Source organism: Polynucleobacter sp. JS-Fieb-80-E5, assembly GCF_018882015.1.
Classification (GTDB): domain Bacteria; phylum Pseudomonadota; class Gammaproteobacteria; order Burkholderiales; family Burkholderiaceae; genus Polynucleobacter.
The window spans coordinates 83932-104548 of record NZ_JACVPH010000007.1 but is presented as its reverse complement, the minus strand read 5'-3'; the positions used below and the strand labels follow the sequence as shown (position 1 = coordinate 104548).

23 protein-coding genes are annotated in these 20617 nt (G+C 47.0%); 3 read left to right on the top strand and 20 right to left on the bottom strand.

What is annotated here, in order from left to right; genetic code table 11:
- Nucleotides 1-45 precede the first annotated feature (45 nt).
- Complete coding sequence (gene efp / locus ICN44_RS10995) at nucleotides 46-606, top strand: elongation factor P (RefSeq protein WP_072583128.1); 561 nt, start codon at nucleotides 46-48, stop codon at nucleotides 604-606.
- A 75-nt stretch (nucleotides 607-681) separates the two neighbouring features.
- Here the strand turns inward: efp and nagZ are convergent, their stop codons facing one another.
- The 17 genes from nagZ to ICN44_RS10910 form a co-directional block, all read right to left on the bottom strand.
- Nucleotides 682-1761 (bottom strand): beta-N-acetylhexosaminidase, encoded by a 1080-nt coding sequence (gene nagZ, locus ICN44_RS10990; RefSeq protein ID WP_216263985.1) that lies wholly within the window; start codon nucleotides 1759-1761, stop codon nucleotides 682-684.
- Between the two features lie 30 nt (nucleotides 1762-1791).
- Entirely contained in the window at nucleotides 1792-2184 is a 393-nt protein-coding gene (acpS, locus tag ICN44_RS10985) for a holo-ACP synthase (RefSeq protein WP_215359394.1), read from the bottom strand.
- A gap of 42 nt (nucleotides 2185-2226) precedes the next feature.
- A complete protein-coding gene (pdxJ, locus tag ICN44_RS10980) occupies nucleotides 2227-2970 on the bottom strand; it encodes a pyridoxine 5'-phosphate synthase (RefSeq protein ID WP_216263984.1) in 744 nt (247 codons plus the stop codon).
- 12 nt (nucleotides 2971-2982) lie between these two features.
- Entirely contained in the window at nucleotides 2983-3717 is a 735-nt protein-coding gene (recO, locus tag ICN44_RS10975; RefSeq protein WP_215359390.1) for a DNA repair protein RecO, read from the bottom strand.
- Between the two features lie 5 nt (nucleotides 3718-3722).
- Nucleotides 3723-4658 (bottom strand): GTPase Era, encoded by a 936-nt coding sequence (gene era, locus ICN44_RS10970; RefSeq protein WP_216238885.1) that lies wholly within the window; start codon nucleotides 4656-4658, stop codon nucleotides 3723-3725.
- A 2-nt stretch (nucleotides 4659-4660) separates the two neighbouring features.
- Nucleotides 4661-5452, bottom strand: coding sequence for a ribonuclease III (rnc, locus tag ICN44_RS10965; protein WP_216263983.1), 792 nt, complete (start codon nucleotides 5450-5452; stop codon nucleotides 4661-4663).
- 5 nt (nucleotides 5453-5457) lie between these two features.
- Nucleotides 5458-6264 (bottom strand): signal peptidase I, encoded by an 807-nt coding sequence (lepB, locus tag ICN44_RS10960; protein ID WP_216263982.1) that lies wholly within the window; start codon nucleotides 6262-6264, stop codon nucleotides 5458-5460.
- Nucleotides 6264-8069, bottom strand: a complete 1806-nt coding sequence (gene lepA, locus ICN44_RS10955; protein ID WP_215359382.1) for a translation elongation factor 4 — start codon at nucleotides 8067-8069, stop codon at nucleotides 6264-6266. The genes lepB and lepA overlap by 1 nt, the downstream gene beginning before the upstream one ends.
- A 136-nt stretch (nucleotides 8070-8205) precedes the next feature.
- On the bottom strand, nucleotides 8206-9654 hold the full coding sequence (locus ICN44_RS10950) for a DegQ family serine endoprotease (protein ID WP_216263981.1): 1449 nt from the start codon (nucleotides 9652-9654) through the stop codon (nucleotides 8206-8208).
- Nucleotides 9655-9704: 50 nt separating this feature from the next.
- A complete protein-coding gene (gene fabF / locus ICN44_RS10945) occupies nucleotides 9705-10952 on the bottom strand; it encodes a beta-ketoacyl-ACP synthase II (protein WP_216263980.1) in 1248 nt (415 codons plus the stop codon).
- A 21-nt stretch (nucleotides 10953-10973) separates the two neighbouring features.
- Nucleotides 10974-11213: an acyl carrier protein gene (gene acpP, locus ICN44_RS10940; RefSeq protein ID WP_011902246.1), complete on the bottom strand. Its 240-nt coding sequence runs from the start codon at nucleotides 11211-11213 to the stop codon at nucleotides 10974-10976.
- 101 nt (nucleotides 11214-11314) lie between these two features.
- The gene (fabG, locus tag ICN44_RS10935; protein ID WP_216263979.1) at nucleotides 11315-12058 is read right to left on the bottom strand and encodes a 3-oxoacyl-ACP reductase FabG; all 744 of its coding nucleotides are present in this window, start codon (nucleotides 12056-12058) and stop codon (nucleotides 11315-11317) included.
- A 26-nt stretch (nucleotides 12059-12084) separates the two neighbouring features.
- The gene (gene fabD / locus ICN44_RS10930) at nucleotides 12085-13020 is read right to left on the bottom strand and encodes an ACP S-malonyltransferase (RefSeq protein ID WP_216263978.1); all 936 of its coding nucleotides are present in this window, start codon (nucleotides 13018-13020) and stop codon (nucleotides 12085-12087) included.
- A 55-nt stretch (nucleotides 13021-13075) separates the two neighbouring features.
- Nucleotides 13076-14062 carry a beta-ketoacyl-ACP synthase III gene (locus ICN44_RS10925; protein ID WP_216263977.1) on the bottom strand — a complete coding sequence of 329 codons (987 nt, stop codon included), beginning with the start codon at nucleotides 14060-14062 and terminating at the stop codon, nucleotides 13076-13078.
- Nucleotides 14059-15072, bottom strand: coding sequence for a phosphate acyltransferase PlsX (gene plsX, locus ICN44_RS10920; RefSeq protein WP_216263976.1), 1014 nt, complete (start codon nucleotides 15070-15072; stop codon nucleotides 14059-14061). The genes ICN44_RS10925 and plsX overlap by 4 nt, the downstream gene beginning before the upstream one ends.
- 83 nt (nucleotides 15073-15155) lie before the next feature.
- A complete protein-coding gene (gene rpmF, locus ICN44_RS10915) occupies nucleotides 15156-15335 on the bottom strand; it encodes a 50S ribosomal protein L32 (protein WP_011902241.1) in 180 nt (59 codons plus the stop codon).
- A 105-nt stretch (nucleotides 15336-15440) separates the two neighbouring features.
- Nucleotides 15441-16016 (bottom strand): YceD family protein, encoded by a 576-nt coding sequence (locus tag ICN44_RS10910; protein WP_216263975.1) that lies wholly within the window; start codon nucleotides 16014-16016, stop codon nucleotides 15441-15443.
- A gap of 43 nt (nucleotides 16017-16059) precedes the next feature.
- Between ICN44_RS10910 and ICN44_RS10905 the strand changes: the two genes are divergently transcribed.
- On the top strand, nucleotides 16060-16668 hold the full coding sequence (locus ICN44_RS10905; RefSeq protein ID WP_216264011.1) for a Maf family nucleotide pyrophosphatase: 609 nt from the start codon (nucleotides 16060-16062) through the stop codon (nucleotides 16666-16668).
- Between the two features lie 39 nt (nucleotides 16669-16707).
- Nucleotides 16708-17478 carry an SAM-dependent methyltransferase gene (locus tag ICN44_RS10900; protein WP_216263974.1) on the top strand — a complete coding sequence of 257 codons (771 nt, stop codon included), beginning with the start codon at nucleotides 16708-16710 and terminating at the stop codon, nucleotides 17476-17478.
- 35 nt (nucleotides 17479-17513) lie between these two features.
- Here the strand turns inward: ICN44_RS10900 and sppA are convergent, their stop codons facing one another.
- From sppA to ICN44_RS10885, 3 genes are read right to left on the bottom strand one after another with little or no spacing between them, the layout of a single operon-like run.
- Entirely contained in the window at nucleotides 17514-18461 is a 948-nt protein-coding gene (gene sppA, locus ICN44_RS10895; protein WP_215359364.1) for a signal peptide peptidase SppA, read from the bottom strand.
- A 12-nt stretch (nucleotides 18462-18473) separates the two neighbouring features.
- On the bottom strand, nucleotides 18474-19154 hold the full coding sequence (locus ICN44_RS10890; protein ID WP_216263973.1) for an HAD-IA family hydrolase: 681 nt from the start codon (nucleotides 19152-19154) through the stop codon (nucleotides 18474-18476).
- A gap of 8 nt (nucleotides 19155-19162) precedes the next feature.
- Nucleotides 19163-20179, bottom strand: a complete 1017-nt coding sequence (locus ICN44_RS10885; RefSeq protein ID WP_216263972.1) for an RluA family pseudouridine synthase — start codon at nucleotides 20177-20179, stop codon at nucleotides 19163-19165.
- Nucleotides 20180-20617 lie beyond the last annotated feature (438 nt).

The window sequence follows — 20617 nt, the reverse complement described above, 5'->3', positions numbered from 1 at the left end:
TGATTAAAACCGCAGAAAATTAGCTCTGCCCCCAGGAATAGCAAGATGAAAACAGCACAAGAACTCCGCGTTGGTAACGTAGTGATGATCGGCACCGATGCCCAGGTCGTTTTAAAAGCAGAATACAGCCGCTCTGGCCGCAACTCCTCTGTTGTGAAAATGAAATTTAAGAATTTGTTAACTGGCGCGCCAAACGAAGGCGTTTACAAAGCGGATGACAAGTTTGATGTTGTGATTCTTGATAAGAAAGAATGTACTTATTCTTATTTCGCAGATCCAATGTATGTGTTTATGGATACTGAATACAACCAGTACGAAGTTGAAGCTGAGTTCATGGGTGATGCATTGAACTATCTCGAAGAAAGCATGCCATGTGAAGTGGTGTTCTACGAAGGTAAAGCACTCTCAGTAGCAATGCCAAACTCATTGGTTCGCGAAATCATCTACACAGAGCCAGCGGTTAAAGGTGATACCAGCTCAGGCAAGGTATTAAAGAACGCAAAATTGGCAACTGGCTATGAATTGCAAGTTCCATTGTTCTGCAATACTGGCGACAAGATCGAGATCGATACTCGGACTGGCGAATATCGTAGCCGCGCTAACTAATTTGTAATTAACTAGCTAAAGATGTTAAAAAGCCCGGCATGCCGGGCTTTTTTATTTCTACAGACCAATATTTACTTATTCAGCAATCAGACTTAACTGCGCAAGTAAGCCTTTAGCGTGCTGGTACTGAGCCTCGTTCTGCAACTCACTCCATGTCGGCGCTGGCGCCACCGGCATCAGACGATTTAAACGTACCGCAGATTCAGATTGTTTTGCTTTTGAGACCTTGAGTTTGGAGAGCAATTGATCCGCAAGATCTGGGCGATTGCAGATTAACACTGCATCGCAACCAGCATCTAAGGCCATTTCAGCGCCCTTCACTACTGACCCTGCAACACTTGCACCCTCCATCGACAGATCATCACTAAAGATCACACCCTCAAAGCCTAATTCTTGACGGAGGATGGAATGGAGCCAGATCTTTGAAAATCCTGCTGGGTTCTTATCTACCTTTGGATAGATCACATGTGCCGGCATCACCGATGCCAAGCTCAAATCGAGCCATTCATACGGCTTAGCATCATCACTCAAGATTTCTTTTAACGAGCGCTCGTCTACCGGAATAGCTACGTGCGAATCAGCCTCAGCCCAGCCATGCCCAGGGAAATGCTTGCCGCAGTTGGCCATGCCAGCAAAACGCAAACCTTCATTCAGACTCTTCGACAAAGCAAAGACTATTTGTGGATCACGGCTAAAAGACCGATCGCCAATCACGCCACTGCGACCAAAATCTAAATCCAGCACTGGTGTAAAACTGAAGTCAACTCCACAAGCACGTAGTTCAGTAGCAAGCACATATCCACAGGCTGTAGCAGCAGCCATTGCGATAGCAGCAGATTCTGCAGCATGGGTTGATTTATTTTTAGCGCTCCACAATTCACCCAATTTACGCATAGCTGGTAAATGGGTAAAGCCATCAGTTCTTGCGCGCTGTACTCGACCACCCTCATGATCAATGGATATAAGCACATCAGGACGCAACTTCTTAATGGCAGCAGTTAATTTAGTAAGTTGCTGACGATTGGCAAAGTTCCTACCGAATAAAATAACGCCGCCAGTTAGGGGATGCAAGATGCGCCGACGATCCTCGGCATTTAATTCCAGACCAACTACATCTAGAGTGATTGGGCCGGGGGTCATGGTTGACTTACTCATTTCTTCCTCTATTTCAACTGTAGTTTTTATTTACTTTTGAGTAACGATGACATGTGCAATTGCCATATCTTGCTCATCACTCACAGTAACGTGAGCTTCCCAATTTTTTTCTTTCATAAATAGCGCCAAAGCTCCTAAGTAAGAAGTAATTGGCTTGCCACTAGGCTCATTTAGGGTTTGGAGTGAACGCCAAGTCATCGGCATTCTCATTCCCAAACCAATCGCTTTTGAGAAGGCCTCCTTGGCAGCAAAACGGGTGGCTAAGAATGCAATACCACGCTTGTGATTTCTGGCAAGTCGGTGTTTAAAAACTAACATCTCATCTGGCCCCAGAATTTTTTCAGCTAGGCGGCCATTAGTGCGATCGTACGCCGCTTGTAAGCGCTCAATCTGTAGAATATCTGTGCCGATACCGATGATCATATTGACTGTAATGGCTTTTTTGTTATTTGCTGTTATTAATACTTAAGCGCTGGCTCTGCCCTGATCCATCAAGGCTTTCATGTCGATAATTGCTTTTTGCCAACCCTTAAATAAGGCCTCAGCAACAATGGCATGACCAATATTGAGTTCAGATAATTCTGCAATTGCCGCAATCGGTTTCACATTACCTTCATGCAAACCATGACCGGCATTGACTCTGAGCCCGATACTTTTTCCGAATATTGCAGCCTTACGAATACGCTCTAACTCTTTAGCCTGGTCGATGCCAGATAAATCGGCGTAACGACCGGTATGCAATTCCACTACGGTTGCACCAACTTCTTTAGCTGCTTGGATTTGTTTTTCTTCTGGATCAATAAATAGAGATACTCGAATACCAGCATCAACTAATTTTTTTGTAGCGGCTTTCACCGCCTCAAAATGCCCTAAGACATCCAAACCACCTTCTGTTGTAACTTCTTCACGCTTCTCCGGAACCAGGCACACATCGTGTGGCTTAACCTTGCATGCGATATCAATCATTTCGGGCGTCACTGCGCACTCTAAATTCATGCGCGTTTTAATGAGTGGGTGCAGTGCCAATAAATCCGCATCTTTAATGTGACGACGATCTTCTCGTAAATGCAGAGTAATTAAATCAGCGCCAGCCTCCTCAGCAAGGGCTGCTGCTCTCAGTGGATCAGGATAGATCGTACCCCTTGCATTACGCAAAGTGGCGACGTGATCAATATTGATACCCAGTTCAAGGCTTGGATGGCTGCTCATCTCTGTAGATTACTAGATTTTCTTTAAATCAATCAAAATTTGGCGAGTCGTCAATACCTGATCCTGCAAGTGCAGGCCAAGAAGAAAACGCATCAATTGCTTACTCTCAGAAAGCGTCTCAGGGTCTGAGAAATCCCCCGCCGCAATTGCTAAAAGAGATTTCCCAGTGAGAACGGGCCAATGTCCTGGATCATCCACTTGAACTGGGCGAACACCCCGCTCTGGTTGATAGATGTATTGCTCTTGAGCCAGGGGCGCTTCATTGGTTTCAACGCAGCGATCCAAGGCAGCCGCATAACCCGTCTCTTGCAAGAGTGCCAACTCAAATGGACGCAAAATCTCTTCTAAGCCCTTAGACTCGAACTCCAGATTTGATAAAGCATTAATAGTCTCGGAATAGCGATCGTAAAGCCTTTCGTAATCATCTTCACGCGCTAAAAACTTGACGAGCAATTCATTGAGATAGAAGCCGCAGAGTAAAGCATCGCCAACCAAAGAAGGCATACCTCCCACCCACTCTGACTTCGTTAAAGTGCGGAGCTCTGATTTACCACTCCAAGAAACAAGCAGTGGCTGGAAGCGCTGCAATACCGGCCTTAGTGTGGAGTGCGGACGCTTGGCGCCCTTAGCAATTAAAGCCATACGGCCATATTGCCGAGTAAAGACATCCAGAATTAAGCTGGTCTCTTTATAGGGAATGCTATGCAATACAAAAGCAGGCTCGTCAGCAATGCGAATCGAGGCCATGAAACTTATTCCAGACCTTGAGCCCGCAATTCAGCTCGATCATCTGCCCAGCCACGCTTGACCTTAACCCAAGTCTCTAAAAAGACCTTGCCGTCAAAGAGCTTTTCCATATCGATGCGGGCATCAGTAGAAATCTTCTTGAGACGCTCACCCTTTTGACCAATGATCATTGCCTTGTGGCTATCGCGATCAACCAAAATGGTTGCGGCAATGCGACGCATCTTGCCATCCATCTTGAACTGATCGATCACTACCGTGCTGGTGTAAGGCAGTTCTTCACCAGTAAAGCGGAATACTTTTTCACGCAGAATCTCAGCAGCTAAGAAGCGCTCGCTACGATCGGTAATAGTGTCGCCATCATAGACAGCCTCAGCCTCAGGCAGATAACCCTCGAGAACATCTAACAATCTTTCAATATCACCAGGACTCTTGGCGCTCATCGGCACGATCTCAGCAAACTCACACTTCTGATCTTCATGGCCACCTAGTTCGCACCAAGGGCGAGCCATATCTTTAATGAAGCTAAGGAGTGCTTGGTCACGCTCTGATGGAGTCTGAAAGCGGCTGTTAAACAAGTCCAACTTATTTAAGACCAGAACAACTGGTAAGTCATCCGGCAGGAGCTTTAATACCTTTTTATCATCTTCACCAAAGTACCCAGCCTCAACCACGAAGCAGGCGACATTCACGTCTTGCAAGGCGGTGGTTACAGTGCGATTCAGCGCTTTATTTAAGGTGTTCATTAAACGTGTCTGAAAGCCTGGGGTATCGATAAAGATAAACTGCGCTTCTTCGCGATTCTGAATACCCAAAATACGGTGGCGTGTAGTTTGCGCCTTGCGAGAGGTAATACTGATCTTCTGACCAACCAATGCATTCAGAAGGGTTGATTTACCCATATTAGGACGCCCAACAATGGCGATGGTGCCGCATCTAAACACGATTAGCCCTTCAGCTTAAGGTTGAACTGCTCTTCGGTCACTTCCTTTTTGGCTGCCTTCTTTTTGGCCGACCGAGTCTTCTTAGGTTTACGAGATTCTTGCGGCAAAGCCTTGAGCATAGCAATCAAGGCCAACTTTGCTGCGGCTTGCTCAGCTGCACGGCGCGAGGCACCCTCACCTTTGACTGCCACTTTGTGACTAGGAATCAAGCACTCCACCTCAAACTGCTGATTGTGTGCAGCACCAGTAGTGCCGGTAACGTTATAGGTCGGCAATGGCAATTGATAGCCTTGCAAGCATTCTTGCAATAAAGTTTTGTCGTCCTTACCTAAGGTTTTAGGATCAACGTGCGCCAAGATGATGGAATACAGCTTACCTAAGCTGGCCTTAGCTGCATCAAAACCACCATCCATAAAGATCGCACCAGTCACCGCTTCTAAGGTATCAGCAAGGATAGAGGGGCGACGGAAGCCACCGCTCTTCAACTCACCTTCGCCCAGGCGCAAGTAATCCGACAAGGATAAAGTTTGGGCAATTTCGTATAAAGCTTGTTGCTTTACTAAGTTTGCACGTACGCGAGAGAGGTCGCCCTCATCTAAATCTGAATAACGCTCATAGAGCATTTCAGCAACAACGCAATTCAGAATAGAGTCGCCCAGAAATTCCAAGCGCTCGTTATTTTTCTTGCTATGACTACGATGAGTTAGCGCTTGATTTAGTAGCTCCGGCTTCTTGAAGGTATAGCCAAGGCGCTCTTGCAACGGTCCAGTTTCGATAACGGCGCGCGCATTCATAATATTTACTCGAATCCACCAATGCGGCCAAGATTACCCAGGTTCAACCAAACAAAGAAGGCCTTACCGACAATGTTTTTATCCGGTACAAAGCCCCAATAACGTGAGTCTGCACTGTTGTCACGGTTATCACCCATCGCGAAGTAATGCCCTGGAGGTACTTTGCAAGTTACGCCAGACTGCTGGTACTGGCAGAACTCAGAACCTGGAAAACGTTCAGTCGGAAATACGGTGGCTAGACGATCTGGGTCATTGAGGATGTCATGACGATTGCCGCTTAAGTCTGCTGGGAAAGTCTCTGTGAAACGTTTGGCATAGCGCATATTCTCGGGATCGAGATACGGCTCGCCACCACTATATTGCAGAGGCTGACCATTAATAGTCAGGCGCTTATTTTCATAAGTGATTTCGTCACCCGGCAAGGCCACTATGCGCTTGATGTAATCCACCGACTCATCACGTGGGTAACGAAACACGACAACATCACCGCGCTTGGGTGATCCCAAGTCAACGACTTTTTGATTGAGCACCGGTAAACGAATTCCATAGGTAAATTTATTGACCAAAATGAAGTCGCCGATTTGTAATGTAGGGATCATTGAGCCAGAAGGGATCTTAAAAGGCTCAGCGATAAAAGAGCGCAATACAAATACCGCACAAATTACTGGGAAGAAACCTGCTGTGTATTCAAGCCACAAAGGCATACGGTCAATACCAGCCAAACGTCTTTGCGGGGCAAAGTGCAATTTGTCAGCAACCCAAGCGATTCCAGAAATAATCACCAAGATAAAAAGGACTAGAGCAAAGTTCATTAATCCTCCACCTGCAGAATAGCCAAGAAGGCTTCTTGTGGAATTTCCACGTTACCGACTTGCTTCATACGTTTCTTACCTTCTTTTTGCTTCTCTAATAACTTACGTTTACGGGAGATGTCACCACCGTAGCACTTAGCCAATACGTTCTTACGCAATGCCTTGACGTTTTCACGCGCAACAATATTGCTGCCAATTGCCGCCTGAATAGCCACATCAAACATTTGACGAGGAATAATGCCGCGCATCTTGGCTACCACTTCGCGCCCGCGATGTTGACTATTGCTGCGGTGAACAATCACAGAGAGGGCATCTACCCGCTCACTATTAATCAGGATATCGACCTTAACAACATCTGCTGGGCGATATTCTTTGAACTCGTAATCCATTGAGGCATATCCGCGTGAGATGGATTTCATTTTGTCAAAGAAGTCCAAAACAATCTCGGCCATCGGCAACTCATAAGTGAGCTTGACCTGACGACCTAAGTAATTCATGTCCATCTGAATACCACGCTTACCGACGCACAAGGTAATCATCGCCCCTACATACTCTTGCGGCATGTATAGATTAACTGTCACGATAGGCTCAAGAATCGTATTGATCTTGCTGGCCTCAGGCATCTTCGACGGGTTATCCACCATCATGAGCGTGCCATCAGACTGCTCCACTTGGTACACCACCGTTGGAGCAGTCGTGATGAGATTCATGCCGTACTGACGCTCTAAACGCTCTTGCACAATCTCCATGTGCAACAAACCTAAGAAGCCGCAGCGGAATCCAAAACCTAAAGCCTGAGATACCTCTGGCTCATACAAGAGTGAGGCGTCGTTTAACTTGAGCTTTTCAAGGGACTCACGCAACTGATCGTATTCACTCGCTTCTACTGGATATAGGCCAGCAAAAACTTGGGGCTTCACTTCTTTAAAACCGGGCAGTGGCTCGGCTGCAGGAACTCGCCCTTGCTGCCCAGGAGTATGTGTCACGGTGTCACCAACCTTGGCGGCCTTTAATTCTTTAATGCCGGCAATCACAAAACCCACTTGACCAGCAGATAACTCTGGACGATCGACTGACTTCGGACTAAACACGCCTACATGCTCGACTAAATGGCTTGAACCATTAGCCATCAAGGTGATTTTTTCTTTTGGTTTTAAGGTGCCATTCACAACGCGCACCAACATGACAACGCCTACGTAATTATCAAACCAGGAGTCAATAATCAAGGCTTGCAATGGATCTTCTGCATTACCCTTTGGCGGCGGCACTCTGGCGATCATTTCCTCGATGACATCCGCAACACCCAAACCTGTTTTGGCTGAGCAGGTGACGGCCTCAGAAGCATCGATACCAATGACGTCTTCAATTTCTTTTTTAGCGCGCTCAGGATCGGCTTGGGGCAAGTCAATCTTATTGAGTACTGGTACAACCTCAACGCCCAACTCAAGCGCCATGTAACAGTTGGCAACCGTTTGCGCCTCAACACCTTGACTCGCATCTACGACTAACAACGCACCTTCACAGGCAGACAAAGAGCGACTGACCTCATAAGAGAAGTCGACGTGTCCCGGGGTGTCAATCAGGTTGATATGGTAAATCTTGCCGTCTTTGGCTTTGTAATTTAAAGCTGCGGTTTGCGCCTTAATAGTGATGCCGCGCTCACGCTCAATATCCATTGAGTCTAGAACTTGGGCCTCCATTTCACGATCGGAGAGACCGCCACAGAGCTGAATAATGCGATCAGCAAGCGTCGATTTGCCGTGATCGATATGGGCGATGATAGAAAAATTGCGGATTAAATCCATAGCGTCTTAATAGGTCATTCAAAAAACGCCTTGTCAGAACGCACCACGATGATGCGCTGCAAAAAGTCGTCTTAAAGTGATTGTAATGGGTGGCGCCTAAAAGGCGCCAAACCGCTTTTTTAGGCCCAAAATGGGGTTATTTAGGCCTTACAGGAACGACTAAAGTACTGTCAGCGCGGCGGATAAAGACCGGTACAGCCTTATTGGCGTCCAAACCCTTAACTAGAGCCTCAAACTGCTTAACGCTTGTAATATCAGCATCTGCCACCCGAATAATGACGTCAGCTGGTCGAATCCCCGCTTTTGCCAAAGGGCCATCCCCTAAACCGGTTACCTCAACCCCGCCCTTGATATTCAAATCCTTCTTTTTGGCATCCGATAGTTCACCAACAACAACTCCCAGGGTATTGGCGCTATTGCCATTTGCCGCAGGGGCATCTGCCTTTTTATTAGCCGCCTGAGTAGATTCGGTATCAGTTACGGTAACTGTTAAATCACGGGTTCCACCTTTACGCCAAACTTGAACTGGCACGGAAGTGCCTGGCTTCGTTTCGCCAACTACTCTGGGTAAGTCGGTTGATTTAGAAATCTCGCGCCCGTTGAAACTCAGAATCACATCACCCGCTTCAATGCCACCAGCTGCTGCTGGTCCACCTGGCTCGACATTGCGAACATATGCACCACGAGGTTTACCTAAACCAAGACTCTCAGCAACTTCTTTTGTCATTTCACCCAAAGCAACACCAATTCGACCACGAGTCATCTTGCCATTAGTGCGCAATTGATCTGCAACACGCATTGCCTCATCAATCGGAATTGCAAAAGAGATACCCATATAGCCACCAGAGCGACTAAATATTTGCGAGTTGATACCAATCACTTGACCAGCAGTATTTAAAAGTGGTCCTCCGGAGTTTCCTGGATTCACAGCAACGTCAGTCTGAATAAAAGGTAAGTAGTCACCTGTATCGCGACTCTTCGCCGACACAATACCTGCAGTCACCGTGTTCTCAAGGCCGAACGGGGAGCCAATTGCTAGCACCCATTCACCTACACGCACCTTGGATGAATCACCTAAAGGTAGCTTTGGTAAATCACGTGCTTCAATTTTCACAACCGCAACATCAGTGCGCTTATCCATACCAAGCAACTTTGCTTTGAACTCGCGCTTATCAGTCAGAGTTACATAAATAGTAGTGGCACCTTCAACAACGTGAGCGTTAGTCAAAATCAAACCATTGGATTCAATAATGAAACCAGAGCCTACGCCACGATCTGCTTCTTGCGGCTTGCCTGGATTAGGTTGCGCCGGTTTAGGTCCGTTAGGAATTCCTGGAATAGGTACGCCAAAGAAACGGCGAAAGAATTCCGCTTGATCTTCTGGCATCCCAGGAATGCCACCTTGCGCTTGCTGCACTACTACTTTTTCAGTGGTACGAATATTGACAACTGCAGGACTTGCGCGTTCAACCAAATCCGCAAAGTCAGGAATAGTGACTCGAGGATTTTGAGCTAATGCAGGCGGAATAAACGCAACTTGCCCCAGACCAAAGATAGCCAAGAGCGCAATTAAATACTTTTTCATAATGCTATAGACCTACTTGGTGAAAACCAACAATGAAGATATTAAGAATATTAGGTCAGCTTGCCAAAAATCAAGGTACCGTTAGTACCCCCAAAGCCAAAATTGTTTTTGACTGCATGGTCAATCTTCACATCCCTAGCGGTATTGGCGCAGTAGTCCAGGTCGCACTCAGGATCTTGATTGAAGATATTGATAGTAGGTGGTGATTTTTGGTTATGAAGAGCCAAAATCGTGAAAACAGACTCCAAGCCACCGGCGCCGCCCAAAAGGTGGCCAGTCATCGACTTGGTAGAGTTAATTAAAGCCTTTTTGGCATGATCGCCCAAAGCAGCTTTAATCGCTTCGGTTTCATTCTTGTCGCCCAAAGGCGTAGAAGTTCCGTGAGCATTTAAATACTGAATTTGATCTGGATTGAGTTTGGCATCGCGCATTGCATTCACCATGCAACGACGGGGGCCATCCATATTTGGTGCAGTCATGTGATAAGCGTCACCGCTCATACCGAAGCCCAGTAATTCGCAATAGATTTTTGCGCCACGGGCTTTAGCGTGCTCATACTCTTCAATCACAACTACACCTGCGCCTTCACCCAGAACAAAACCATCGCGGTCTTTATCCCAAGGGCGTGATGCGGTAGCAGGATCATCATTGCGAGTAGAAAGCGCTCTTGCAGAAGCAAACCCACCAACTCCTAATGCGGAGATAGTAGATTCAGCACCGCCAGCAACCATGACATCAGCATCACCGTACTGAATTAAGCGTGCAGCCAATCCAATGCTGTGTAAACCCGTTGTACAGGCTGTTACCGCAGCCACGTTTGGACCTTTGAGACCAAACAAAATGCTGAGGTGGCCAGAAATCATATTGATGATGGAGCCTGGAACAAAGAAAGGGGAGATACGACGAGGGCCACGAGCCAATAACTCAGCGCCCGTTTCCTCAATCATAGGTAGGCCACCGATACCGGAGCCAACCATGACGCCAATACGCTCAGCGTTTTGTTCGGTGATCTCTAAACCACAGTCGCGAATGGCTTGCGTACCAGCAGCAATGCCGTAATGGATAAAGGTATCCATATGGCGCGCCTCTTTGGCAGAAACATATTCTTCGACATTGAAATCTTTCACCTCTCCAGCGAAATGAACGCTAAGCGGAGTATGGTCAAACTTAGTGATGGTAGCAATGCCTGATTTGCCCGCAAGCAAGTTAGACCAAGCTACATCAACTGAATTACCAACGGGTGAGATAAGGCCAAGGCCGGTAACTACAACCCGGCGTCGGCCATTTGATGCTGACACAGTAATACCTAGGCTAGGGAATTAACCCTGAGCTTTTGATGTAGCGAAGTCGATCGCGAGCTGAACTGTGGTGATCTTTTCAGCTTCCTCATCAGGAATTTCGATGCCGAATTCATCTTCCAAAGCCATAACCAGCTCAACAGTGTCAAGAGAGTCAGCGCCCAAGTCGTTCACGAAAGAAGATTCATTCTTGATGTCTCCTTCTGCGACGCCTAATTGCTCAGCGACGATTTTCTTAACGCGTTGTTCGATGTTGTCCATTAATTTCCCCAGGGGTTGTAAAAAACGATGAAAGGATTTTATCAGTTTGGCGGACCGAATTAGCAAATTCGCCTAAAAATGACCAAATCCTAGCTTTGCCGTTAGGCTAAATAGAGTCCGCCATTGACGTGTAGGGTATTACCCGTAATGTAGCCAGCCGCCGGAGAGGCCAAAAAGGCCACCGCTTGGGCGACATCCTCTGGACTACCCAAACGCGCCAAAGGAATGTTCACTTTTAGGGCATTTTGCTGTTCTTCGCTCAAAGCGCGGGTCATATCAGTATCGATAAATCCAGGAGCTACGCAATTCACAGTGATATTACGGCTACCAATTTCACGGGCTAAGGCACGAGTCATTCCAGAAACGCCCGCTTTTGCAGCTGCGTAATTTGCCTGACCAGGATTACCCATATGGCCAACAATTGAAGTGATATTAATAATGCGGCCACCACGAGCCTTCATCATGGGACGCATCACTGCTTGAGAAAGACGGAAGACTGAACTCAAGTTGGTATCAATCACATCAGTCCACTCTTCAGACTTCATACGCATTGATAAATTGTCGCGAGTGATGCCAGCGTTATTCACCAAGATATTGATGCCGCCATACTCTTTCACGATCAGATCAATAATTTCTTCACAAGCATTTGGGGCAGTCACATTCAATACTTTGCCAGCACCGCCTGAAGCTTTTAAACGCTCATCAATCGCCTTAGCTCCACTTTCGGATGTAGCCGTTCCAATTACCTTGGCACCACACTTCACTAGCTCATCCGCGATTGCCTGACCAATACCGCGTGAGGCGCCAGTTACTAAAGCAATTTGTCCGCTTAAGTCGAGATTCATTTTTATCTTCCGCTATTACGTTTGTTTTATTTAAAGCTTGCCAAAACTTCATTCAAGCTAGCTTCGTCAAATACCGGCACACCAGTGACCTGATCATTAATGCGTTTAGTAAGACCTGCTAATACTTTGCCAGGACCGCACTCCACTACCTGAGTAATACCTTGAGAGGCCATAGCCTGAATGGTTTCTTGCCAACGCACAGGCTTAGCAGCTTGACGTACTAAGGCATCTTTAATGGCAATCGGATCATTCAAGATTTCAACATCTACGTTATTGATCACGGAAATAGTTGGTGCTTTAAACTCAATATTGGCTAAATAGACTTTCAATTTTTCAGAGGCTGGTTGCAGCAAAGAAGAATGGAACGGTGCAGATACTGGCAACGGCAAGGCACGCTTAGCACCAGCAGCTTTCAATAATTCACATGCTTTAGTAACGGCATCACTTGCACCAGCAATCACTACTTGGCCAGGGGCATTGAAATTGACGGCTTCAACAACACCGCCAGAAACAGTACTTGCTTCAGCACACACCTGAATCACGATTGCATCATCCAAGCCGAGAATCGCAGCCATACCACCTGTACCTACCGGCACAGCAGTTTGCATTGCTTCAGCACGAAAGCGCACCAATGGAACAGCATCTTTAAAAGAAATAACGCCAGATGCAACCAAGGCAGTGTACTCACCAAGACTATGACCAGCCATCACCTTAGGGGCAGGGCCACCAGCAGCTAACCAAGCGCGGTAGAAGGCCACACCAGCAGTCAACATCACAGGCTGCGTATTGGTTGTTAATGACAATGCCCCAGCAGGGCCTTCAGAAATCAGCTTTGCAACGTCCTCACTTAATGCCTCAGAAGCCTCTTGCAATGTTGCGCGTACTTCCGGGCGCTCAGAAATGGAATTGAGCATGCCAACGGATTGAGAGCCTTGACCAGGAAATACAAATGCAAATGTCATGTGATTAATTCGCTAAAAAGAAATTAAAGAGATGAATAAAGATAGTGTGCCGCTCTTAGTATTTAATCGCAACCGCACCCCAAGCGAACCCACCGCCAACACCCTCTAACAAGAGATGCTGCCCACGCTGAATTTGCCCAGAACGCACGCCAACATCCAATGCCAATGGAATGGATGCAGCCGAAGTATTGCCATGCTCATGCACAGTAACAATCACTTTATCCATGGACATACCCATCTTCTTAGCCGTGCCTTCCATGATGCGAATATTAGCTTGATGCGGTACTAGCCAGTCGATTTGCTCAGCCTTTAGGTTTGCTTTTTCGAGTGCCTCGTGAGCTACCTGCTCTAAGACCTTCACAGCAAGCTTAAAGACCGCTTGACCATCCATAGTCATAAATGGGGAACCATGCACTTCGCCATTACCAGCACGCCCAGGAACACACAAAATACCGCGTTGACTACCATCGGCATGTAATGCAGTAGAGAGAATGCCTGCCTCTTTAGAGGCCTCAAGCACAACAGCTCCAGCACCATCGCCAAATAAGACACAAGTGCCACGGTCTTGGAAATTCAGAATACGGGAGAATGTTTCTGCGCCAATGACCAATACTTTTTTGTATGAACCAGAACGAATAAATGCATCTGCAATGGCAAGCGCATAAGTAAAGCCAGCACAGACTGCTTGCACATCAAAAGCAGCACAAGCTGTGTGTGCACCCAATTTGTCCTGTACTACGCAAGCGGTACTTGGAAAACCACCCAAATGATCTGGAGTAGAAGTGGCCAAAATGATGAGGTCCAAATCCTCCGAGGTAATGCCGGTACTAGTTAATGCAGCTTGTGCCGCTTTGACAGCCAGATCACTAGTTAACTCATTTTCAGCAGCAAAGTGACGTGCAGAAATACCGCTTCGTGTCTTAATCCACTCATCACTGGTCTCTAGCCCTGTCTTGGCGAGACGCTCGACCAAATCCTGGTTAGTTAAACGTAATTCCGGAAGATAACTTCCGGTACCTGCTACTCTCGCAAAAATACTCATAGTTTTGTCTCCACCACAAAGGCTGCAGCAATACGCTCCACCATGCGGTTCTTAGCCGCCTCATAGGCGCGATCCAAGGCAAAGCCAAAAGCAAAGCGATCAGCAGAACCATGGCTCTTAATCACGCAACCACGTAAACCCAACAATACTGCGCCGTTATAACGACGATGATCAACACGCTTACGTACTCTTAGCAATGGCACCATTGCACAGATCGCCATCAACTTCGTAAGCAATGAGCGATTAAATTCTTGCCGAATCAAGCCACTCATCATTTTTGCTAAACCTTCACTGGCTTTAAGAACTACGTTACCAACAAAGCCATCGCAGACCACAATATCAGTCGTTCCCTTAAAAATGTCATTGCCTTCAACGTTGCCATAAAAGTTTAAAGAGGTTTGGCGAAGTAACTCGCTGGTTTGCTTAACAACTTCATTGCCCTTAATCACTTCTTCACCAATATTGAGAAGGCCAATTGAAGGGTTTTCTTTACCATCAACCACCTGCACCATCACGTTTGCCATCTGGGCAAACTGCACCAAGTGCATTGGTTCACAGTCGGCATTTGCGCCTAGGTCCAGCATAGTTGTCCCGCGCCCTAATTCATTGGGGATCGCGGTAGCAATCGCAGGACGATCAACACCATCAAGCGTTTTGAGAATGTAGCGAGAGATCGCCATGAGTGCGCCAGTATTACCAGAAGAGATCACTGCATCGGCGGCGCCCTCCTTCACTTGCATGATGGCAACGCGCATAGAGGAATCTTTTTTGCGACGCAGAGCAATCTCAATGGGATCATCCATCAAGACAACTTCACTAGCGGGAATAATTTGAATTCGCTCCATAGGAGCTTTGGGTGATTTACTCAAGGCTTGCTTAATTAAATCAGGATCACCAACGAGGGTAATCTTCACATCAGCGTGTTTTTCTAAAAAATCGCAGGCAGCCGGAACCGTCACGACGACTCCATGATCTCCGCCCATGGCATCAATAGCAAGAGTAACGCTCATAAGCTCATTGATTGCTGCAAGTGATTTATCCAAGAAAAAAGCGGCTTTTACTGGAGCCGCTTCTATCTGTTTAGACTAAAAAATTAGTCGTTTTTAGTTTTAACAACTTTACGACCACGATAGTAGCCATTAGGTGAAATGTGGTGGCGCAAATGAGCCTCACCAGTTGTGGCTTCAACAGCCGTAGCAGGTGCGGTCAAGAAGTCGTGCGCACGGTGCATGCCACGTTTGGAAGGTGATTTTTTGTTTTGTTGAACGGCCATATTGAACTCCTAAGCAAGGCGATATTCTAGCATGGAAATGCGCCTAAATGCTTGATTTATTGACAAAAGATACTTAAAACAACAACTGAAATCAGACCCCTAATTTCAGTTTTTCTTCATATTTTTCAATATGTTAAAGGGGTTTTCCCGCTCATTTGACAGCTCCTCATCAACCTCATCACCAAAGGTAGATGCGTGGGGCTCACAAAACCCATCCGGATGCTTTGGAATCAGAGGCAAAGACAGCAAAACCTCATCCTCCATGGTTTCCAGGAGGTTGAAGTGCTGATTTACGACCAGAGGCTCTTGCTCCTCATCCTCAAGAGGGTATTCATCAGCCTCAGAATCTGTCAAAACCAGAATAAATCGACGGTTTTCATCCAAATCTACTGCGCAATCTTGTAAACAGCGCTGACAGACCAGGTGCAAACGTCCTTTTAGCCCTAATTCGAGGATTTGATGGGGCTCGCTAGCCGGGGAATCCTCAAAATAGGTCCTCACAGACCAATTAAAGCCATCGGCTGGGTTAACGGTTGATGCCTCCTCGGCCAGCCTTGGCATATCTGACATGCTTAAAAAACCAGACCCCACATAAGATTGAGGGGCACAAAAATCTACCCTCTTTAAGGCACTAGGCTCAGCAGATAGTTCGACTTGAGGTAAAACTTGATTACGATTCATAGCATCAGTCTAAATGAATGCCAGCCCGAAAGTGCAGAACACCATGAGTATCCCAGCAAACTCGTCCCAAAACCCAAGCCTAATTTTGGCATCCACCTCCCAATATCGCCGTGAACTTTTAGAGCGCTTACGAATTCCGTTTGAAGTTATTTCACCAAAGGTAGATGAAACCCCACATACTGGAGAGAGCACTCTTGATTTGGCACTCCGACTTGCTCAAGCAAAAGCAGCTGCAGTTGCTAAAGAGCATCCTGATGCTTGGGTCATTGGCTCTGATCAAGTTGCCGATCTTTGTGGAGCAGCGATTGGTAAGCCTGGTAATTTTGAAAGAGCCTTAGCCCAACTACAACTCATGCGTGGTCAAGCGGTGACTTTTCAAACGGCGCTATGTTTGATGAAGGGTGATAGCCAAACCACTTTATGTGTTCCTACTGAAGTTACTTTTCGCAAACTTCCAGACAGCACCCTAGAGGCGTACCTACTAGCTGAAGAGCCTTATGATTGCGCTGGCAGCGCCAAGTCAGAAGGCCTAGGCATCAGTCTGCTAGAGTCCATCAAGAGCGATGATCCAACCGCCTTAATTGGTTTGCCGCTGATTGCATTAACCAGCATGCTACGCGATGCTGGCTTTGCAATTCCAACAAAAAAATAAAGCAAAAATTAATAACTAGATTCATTAGAAAAATAATTCATGAGCAAACTTGGCGCCCTGTATTTAGTTCCCAATACCTTGGGCGATGATGGTCGTGTTGAGCAATTGCCCTGGGTACTTCCATCTGAAACGATTACGCAAACAGCCAAGTTAAAGCACTGGATTGTTGAAGATGCCAAGACGGCGCGAGCGTTGTTAAAAGCAATCGATTCTGTCTCTCCGTTGGCATGCACCATCCAAGAAATGCACATGAGTGAATGGCGTGGTGCTGCGCGCAATGCAAAGTATGGTGATGCGGTTAAGCCGGCCGATTTACTCAAACCTTTGCTTGCTGGCAATGATATGGGCTTGATGTCTGAAGCAGGAGTCCCTGGCGTTGCAGACCCTGGTGCAGAGTTAGTGCTAGCGGCACATAAGCTAGGCGCCCAAGTGAAGCCACTCGTTGGACCGAGCTCTATCTTGTTAGGCCTGATGGCAAGCGGACTCAATGGCCAACGCTTTGCATTTCAGGGTTACTTGCCTCATGACACCCATGAGCGCACTGCCAAACTTAAGCAACTCGAAGTTGAGTCTCGTAAATTACAACAAACCCAAATTTGGATTGAGACACCTTATCGAAATACTGCCATGCTCATGGCTTGCATCAATTCTTTAGCGCCGCAAAGCCTGCTATGCCTCGGTGTGGACCTCAGCCTGCCATCAGAATTGATTGCCACCCTTTCAATTGCAGATTGGCGTAAACGCTATCCGAATGAAGCCGCTTGTGCATCATTACAAAATAGGCCAACAGTATTTCTACTATTGGCCTAAGTCTTCAAAGCTTTAGTTTTGCTTTTTTCTTATTTCTATTTAAGGTCAGGTGTCTTTACCAACGCCTTGCCAGCAGCAGCTCCAGCTTCAGCACCAAAGCGTTTAGCAACCCGTTCAGCGAAATTCTCTTTCATGGTGTAGTCCAGAATATCGGGCGCCTTAAAGATGTCGCGGGCAACGGTATCTACCGTGCCATACCCATCAGCCAAACCAATCTTGACCGCTTGCTCGCCATTCCAGATGCGGCCAGAAAATAAATCTGGCACGTCTTTTAAGCGATCGCCACGGCCCTCTTTCACCACTGCAATAAATTGCTGGTGTATCTCATCAATCATGGTCTTAACCATTTCAACTTGCTTTGGATTCTCTTTGCTAAACGGATCCATCATGCCCTTATTAGAGCCTGAGGTAATCATGCGACGAGTGACTCCCAACTTATCCATGAGGCCTGTAAAACCAAAGCCTTCCATAATCACGCCAATGGATCCCACCAAGCTAGCTTTATCAACCAAGATTTGATCCGCAGCGACTGCCACGTAGTAACCGCCAGATGCACAGATGTCTTCGACTACGACATAAAACGGTTTTTTGGGATAGAGCTTACGCAAGCGGTGAATCTCATCATTGATCATGCCGGCTTGAACTGGCGAACCTCCAGGACTATTAATACGCAACACAACACCAGCGCTGTGCTCATTTTCAAATGCAGACAATAAAGAGGAATTGATATCCATTGCATTAGCCATCGAGCTGGAAGAAATTTCTCCTTCAAGTGTTACCAATGCAGTGTGTTTTTCAACCCCCATGCCCTTGCCTGGAAGGTGAAAATCAAATATCGAAAGCAATGCGCCAACAATAACCAGCAAGGTAAGTACTCGCAGCACTGCTTTCCAACGACGTGCTTTACGAGTTTCTTTTAAATTCTCCAACAAGAGATGTTCGAGAGCTTGACGTTCCCAATTAGGGTTTGGGTTGTTTTCCATCTTTTTGCTTCCTTAGTATTGCAGGTTATTTTTAAGCCATTGTGAGAGTTGTGCGACATCATCTACATGCGTTAATGATGGTGAAGCTTTTAAGGTATCGGGTGGGTGAGCGCCATAAGTCACAGCTACCGCATCAACCCCAGCATTCGCTGCCATATCGAGGTCGTGGGTTGTGTCGCCAATCATCAGCATGCGACGAGTCGGCACTTGAGTCACATCCGATAGCTCAAGCAACATTCCTGGATGAGGCTTAGAAAAAGATTCATCCGCTGTACGGGTCTCATGAAAGAGATGGCCGATCTGATGATGGCCAAGCGAGCGATCCAATCCGACACGCGACTTTCCAGTGGCAACAGCTAATAAATACTGTTTAGCATACAGCTCCTCTAAGAGCTCTCGAATACCCACAAACAAATCGAGCTCATGATCTTTGGCTAAGTAGTGATAACGAAAACGCTCAGTCAGCTTTGGAAAATGGGTCGGTTCTATCCAAGGCACAGCTCTGCGCAATGAATCCTGAATTCCCAAACCAATAACTGAACTCGCCAATGTATCGTCAGGCGCTTTAAAACCTAAATCGCAACAGGCTTGCTGAATACAATGCACGATGGTTGGTGTGGAATCCATGATGGTTCCATCCCAATCCCACACAATCAGGTCATAGGGTCGATTCGATTTATTTGCTTGAGACATTCTGATATTTACTGCTCAAAAGTTTTCATCATGGCGGTAAATTCTGCGGGCAATGGCGACTCAATCCGCATCTTTTCGCCAGTACGTGGATGAGTAAAACCAGCCAGATGAGCGTGTAGATATAAGCGTTTAGATTTAACTACTTTATCCAAATCTTCAAAGCCATACTTATCATCACCCAAAATTGCGTGGCCCAATTTTTGCAAGTGCACCCGAATCTGATGAGTACGCCCCGTCTTGAGTTGCGCCTCAGCGAGAGTGATTGATGCGCCCTCGCGCTTGAGTACTTTAGTCACTCTTAAAGAGGTATGGCTTGGTAATCCATCTGGATCAACCCGAACGCGGCGCTCGCCATTAGGCAGGAGATATTTATGCAGCGGATATTTGAGCTGCATGGTTTGAGCGCCTTGGACAATTTCACCATGTGCAAGCAAGTAATAGCGCTTATCCGTTTGACCCTCACGAATTTGACGATGCAGTTCCACCAAAGCGCTTCGCTTTTTAGCCAAGAGTAAAACGCCTGATGTGTCACGGTCTAAGCGATGGACCAATTCCAAAAACTTGAGCTCTGGGCGAGTAATGCGCAGGGTCTCAATGACACCAAGTGCGATGCCGGAGCCACCATGCACCGCTAAACCTGTTGGCTTATTGACTATTAAGAGTGCTTCATCCTCAAAAAGAATCGGCATTTTGTCCGAGTAGCCATGCGCCCGAGATTTGATTTGAGCGCTATTAACCGCAGCCATTTGGGCGGGTTCAGCAATTCGAACCGGAGGCAGCCGCACCACATCCCCCTCAATCAGACGGGTTGTTGGCTCAGCCCGCTTTTTATTGACTCGGACCTCGCCAGATCGAATAATTCGGTAAACGTGGCTTTTGGGAACCCCTTTGGCCCAACGCAACAAATAGTTGTCTAGGCGTTGACCGGCCTCTTCGGGACCAATGGTCTGAAGATGCACTGCAGCAGGCGCTGAAGTAGTGGGCGTTTTCGCCTTTAAGGGCTTGGAAATGGGCTCGGATTTCATGATTTATCTCTCTTGCGACCCCACAAGGGGATGACAAGGGACTCAACAATACCCCATTGTCACGCAACTTGTGCCGTATAATCAACGCTCTAGCCAATTTATTGGCCCGAGACCAACCTGAAGTCAGGTTTGAATCGTGGAGCTTGGAGTCGCCCTTTAAAAGACTCCCGGGGTTGCCCCTCCCCCGTTTAATGAGGCGCAGGGTTGGTGTGCCGTATGCCGCGACCCGCGATTAGAAGACAGTTTTCAGGCGCGCGCCTGCATTGATGACCTGAAGGAGGTCTCTGCGGCGATCGTCAGGTGTGGCACCAAATTAACCAACAGTTAAGCTGGTGAACTAGGCAAAAAATGTCTAGATTTGCATGATCCACACTCATAAACCGCCTTGGGCTTAGTCCCAAGTGGTATCAAACTTGTCCCCTAACGCAGCGCGCAACG

Coding starts and splice junctions, on each gene's coding strand:
- acpP (WP_011902246.1), bottom strand. CDS start 11,213: ATGGACAACATCGAACAACGCGTTAAGAAAATCGTCGCTGAGCAATTA.
- pdxJ (WP_216263984.1), bottom strand. CDS start 2,970: ATGAGCAGCCATCCAAGCCTTGAACTGGGTATCAATATTGATCACGTC.
- ICN44_RS10950 (WP_216263981.1), bottom strand. CDS start 9,654: ATGAAAAAGTATTTAATTGCGCTCTTGGCTATCTTTGGTCTGGGGCAA.
- efp (WP_072583128.1), top strand. CDS start 46: ATGAAAACAGCACAAGAACTCCGCGTTGGTAACGTAGTGATGATCGGC.
- acpS (WP_215359394.1), bottom strand. CDS start 2,184: ATGATCATCGGTATCGGCACAGATATTCTACAGATTGAGCGCTTACAA.
- sppA (WP_215359364.1), bottom strand. CDS start 18,461: ATGGAAAACAACCCAAACCCTAATTGGGAACGTCAAGCTCTCGAACAT.
- lepA (WP_215359382.1), bottom strand. CDS start 8,069: ATGGATTTAATCCGCAATTTTTCTATCATCGCCCATATCGATCACGGC.
- ICN44_RS10910 (WP_216263975.1), bottom strand. CDS start 16,016: ATGAATCGTAATCAAGTTTTACCTCAAGTCGAACTATCTGCTGAGCCT.
- fabG (WP_216263979.1), bottom strand. CDS start 12,058: ATGAATCTCGACTTAAGCGGACAAATTGCTTTAGTAACTGGCGCCTCA.
- ICN44_RS10900 (WP_216263974.1), top strand. CDS start 16,708: ATGAGCAAACTTGGCGCCCTGTATTTAGTTCCCAATACCTTGGGCGAT.
- plsX (WP_216263976.1), bottom strand. CDS start 15,072: ATGAGCGTTACTCTTGCTATTGATGCCATGGGCGGAGATCATGGAGTC.
- fabD (WP_216263978.1), bottom strand. CDS start 13,020: ATGACATTTGCATTTGTATTTCCTGGTCAAGGCTCTCAATCCGTTGGC.
- ICN44_RS10885 (WP_216263972.1), bottom strand. CDS start 20,179: ATGAAATCCGAGCCCATTTCCAAGCCCTTAAAGGCGAAAACGCCCACT.
- ICN44_RS10925 (WP_216263977.1), bottom strand. CDS start 14,062: ATGAGTATTTTTGCGAGAGTAGCAGGTACCGGAAGTTATCTTCCGGAA.
- ICN44_RS10890 (WP_216263973.1), bottom strand. CDS start 19,154: ATGTCTCAAGCAAATAAATCGAATCGACCCTATGACCTGATTGTGTGG.
- rnc (WP_216263983.1), bottom strand. CDS start 5,452: ATGAATGCGCGCGCCGTTATCGAAACTGGACCGTTGCAAGAGCGCCTT.
- nagZ (WP_216263985.1), bottom strand. CDS start 1,761: ATGAGTAAGTCAACCATGACCCCCGGCCCAATCACTCTAGATGTAGTT.
- recO (WP_215359390.1), bottom strand. CDS start 3,717: ATGGCCTCGATTCGCATTGCTGACGAGCCTGCTTTTGTATTGCATAGC.
- rpmF (WP_011902241.1), bottom strand. CDS start 15,335: ATGGCCGTTCAACAAAACAAAAAATCACCTTCCAAACGTGGCATGCAC.
- ICN44_RS10905 (WP_216264011.1), top strand. CDS start 16,060: ATGAGTATCCCAGCAAACTCGTCCCAAAACCCAAGCCTAATTTTGGCA.
- lepB (WP_216263982.1), bottom strand. CDS start 6,264: ATGAACTTTGCTCTAGTCCTTTTTATCTTGGTGATTATTTCTGGAATC.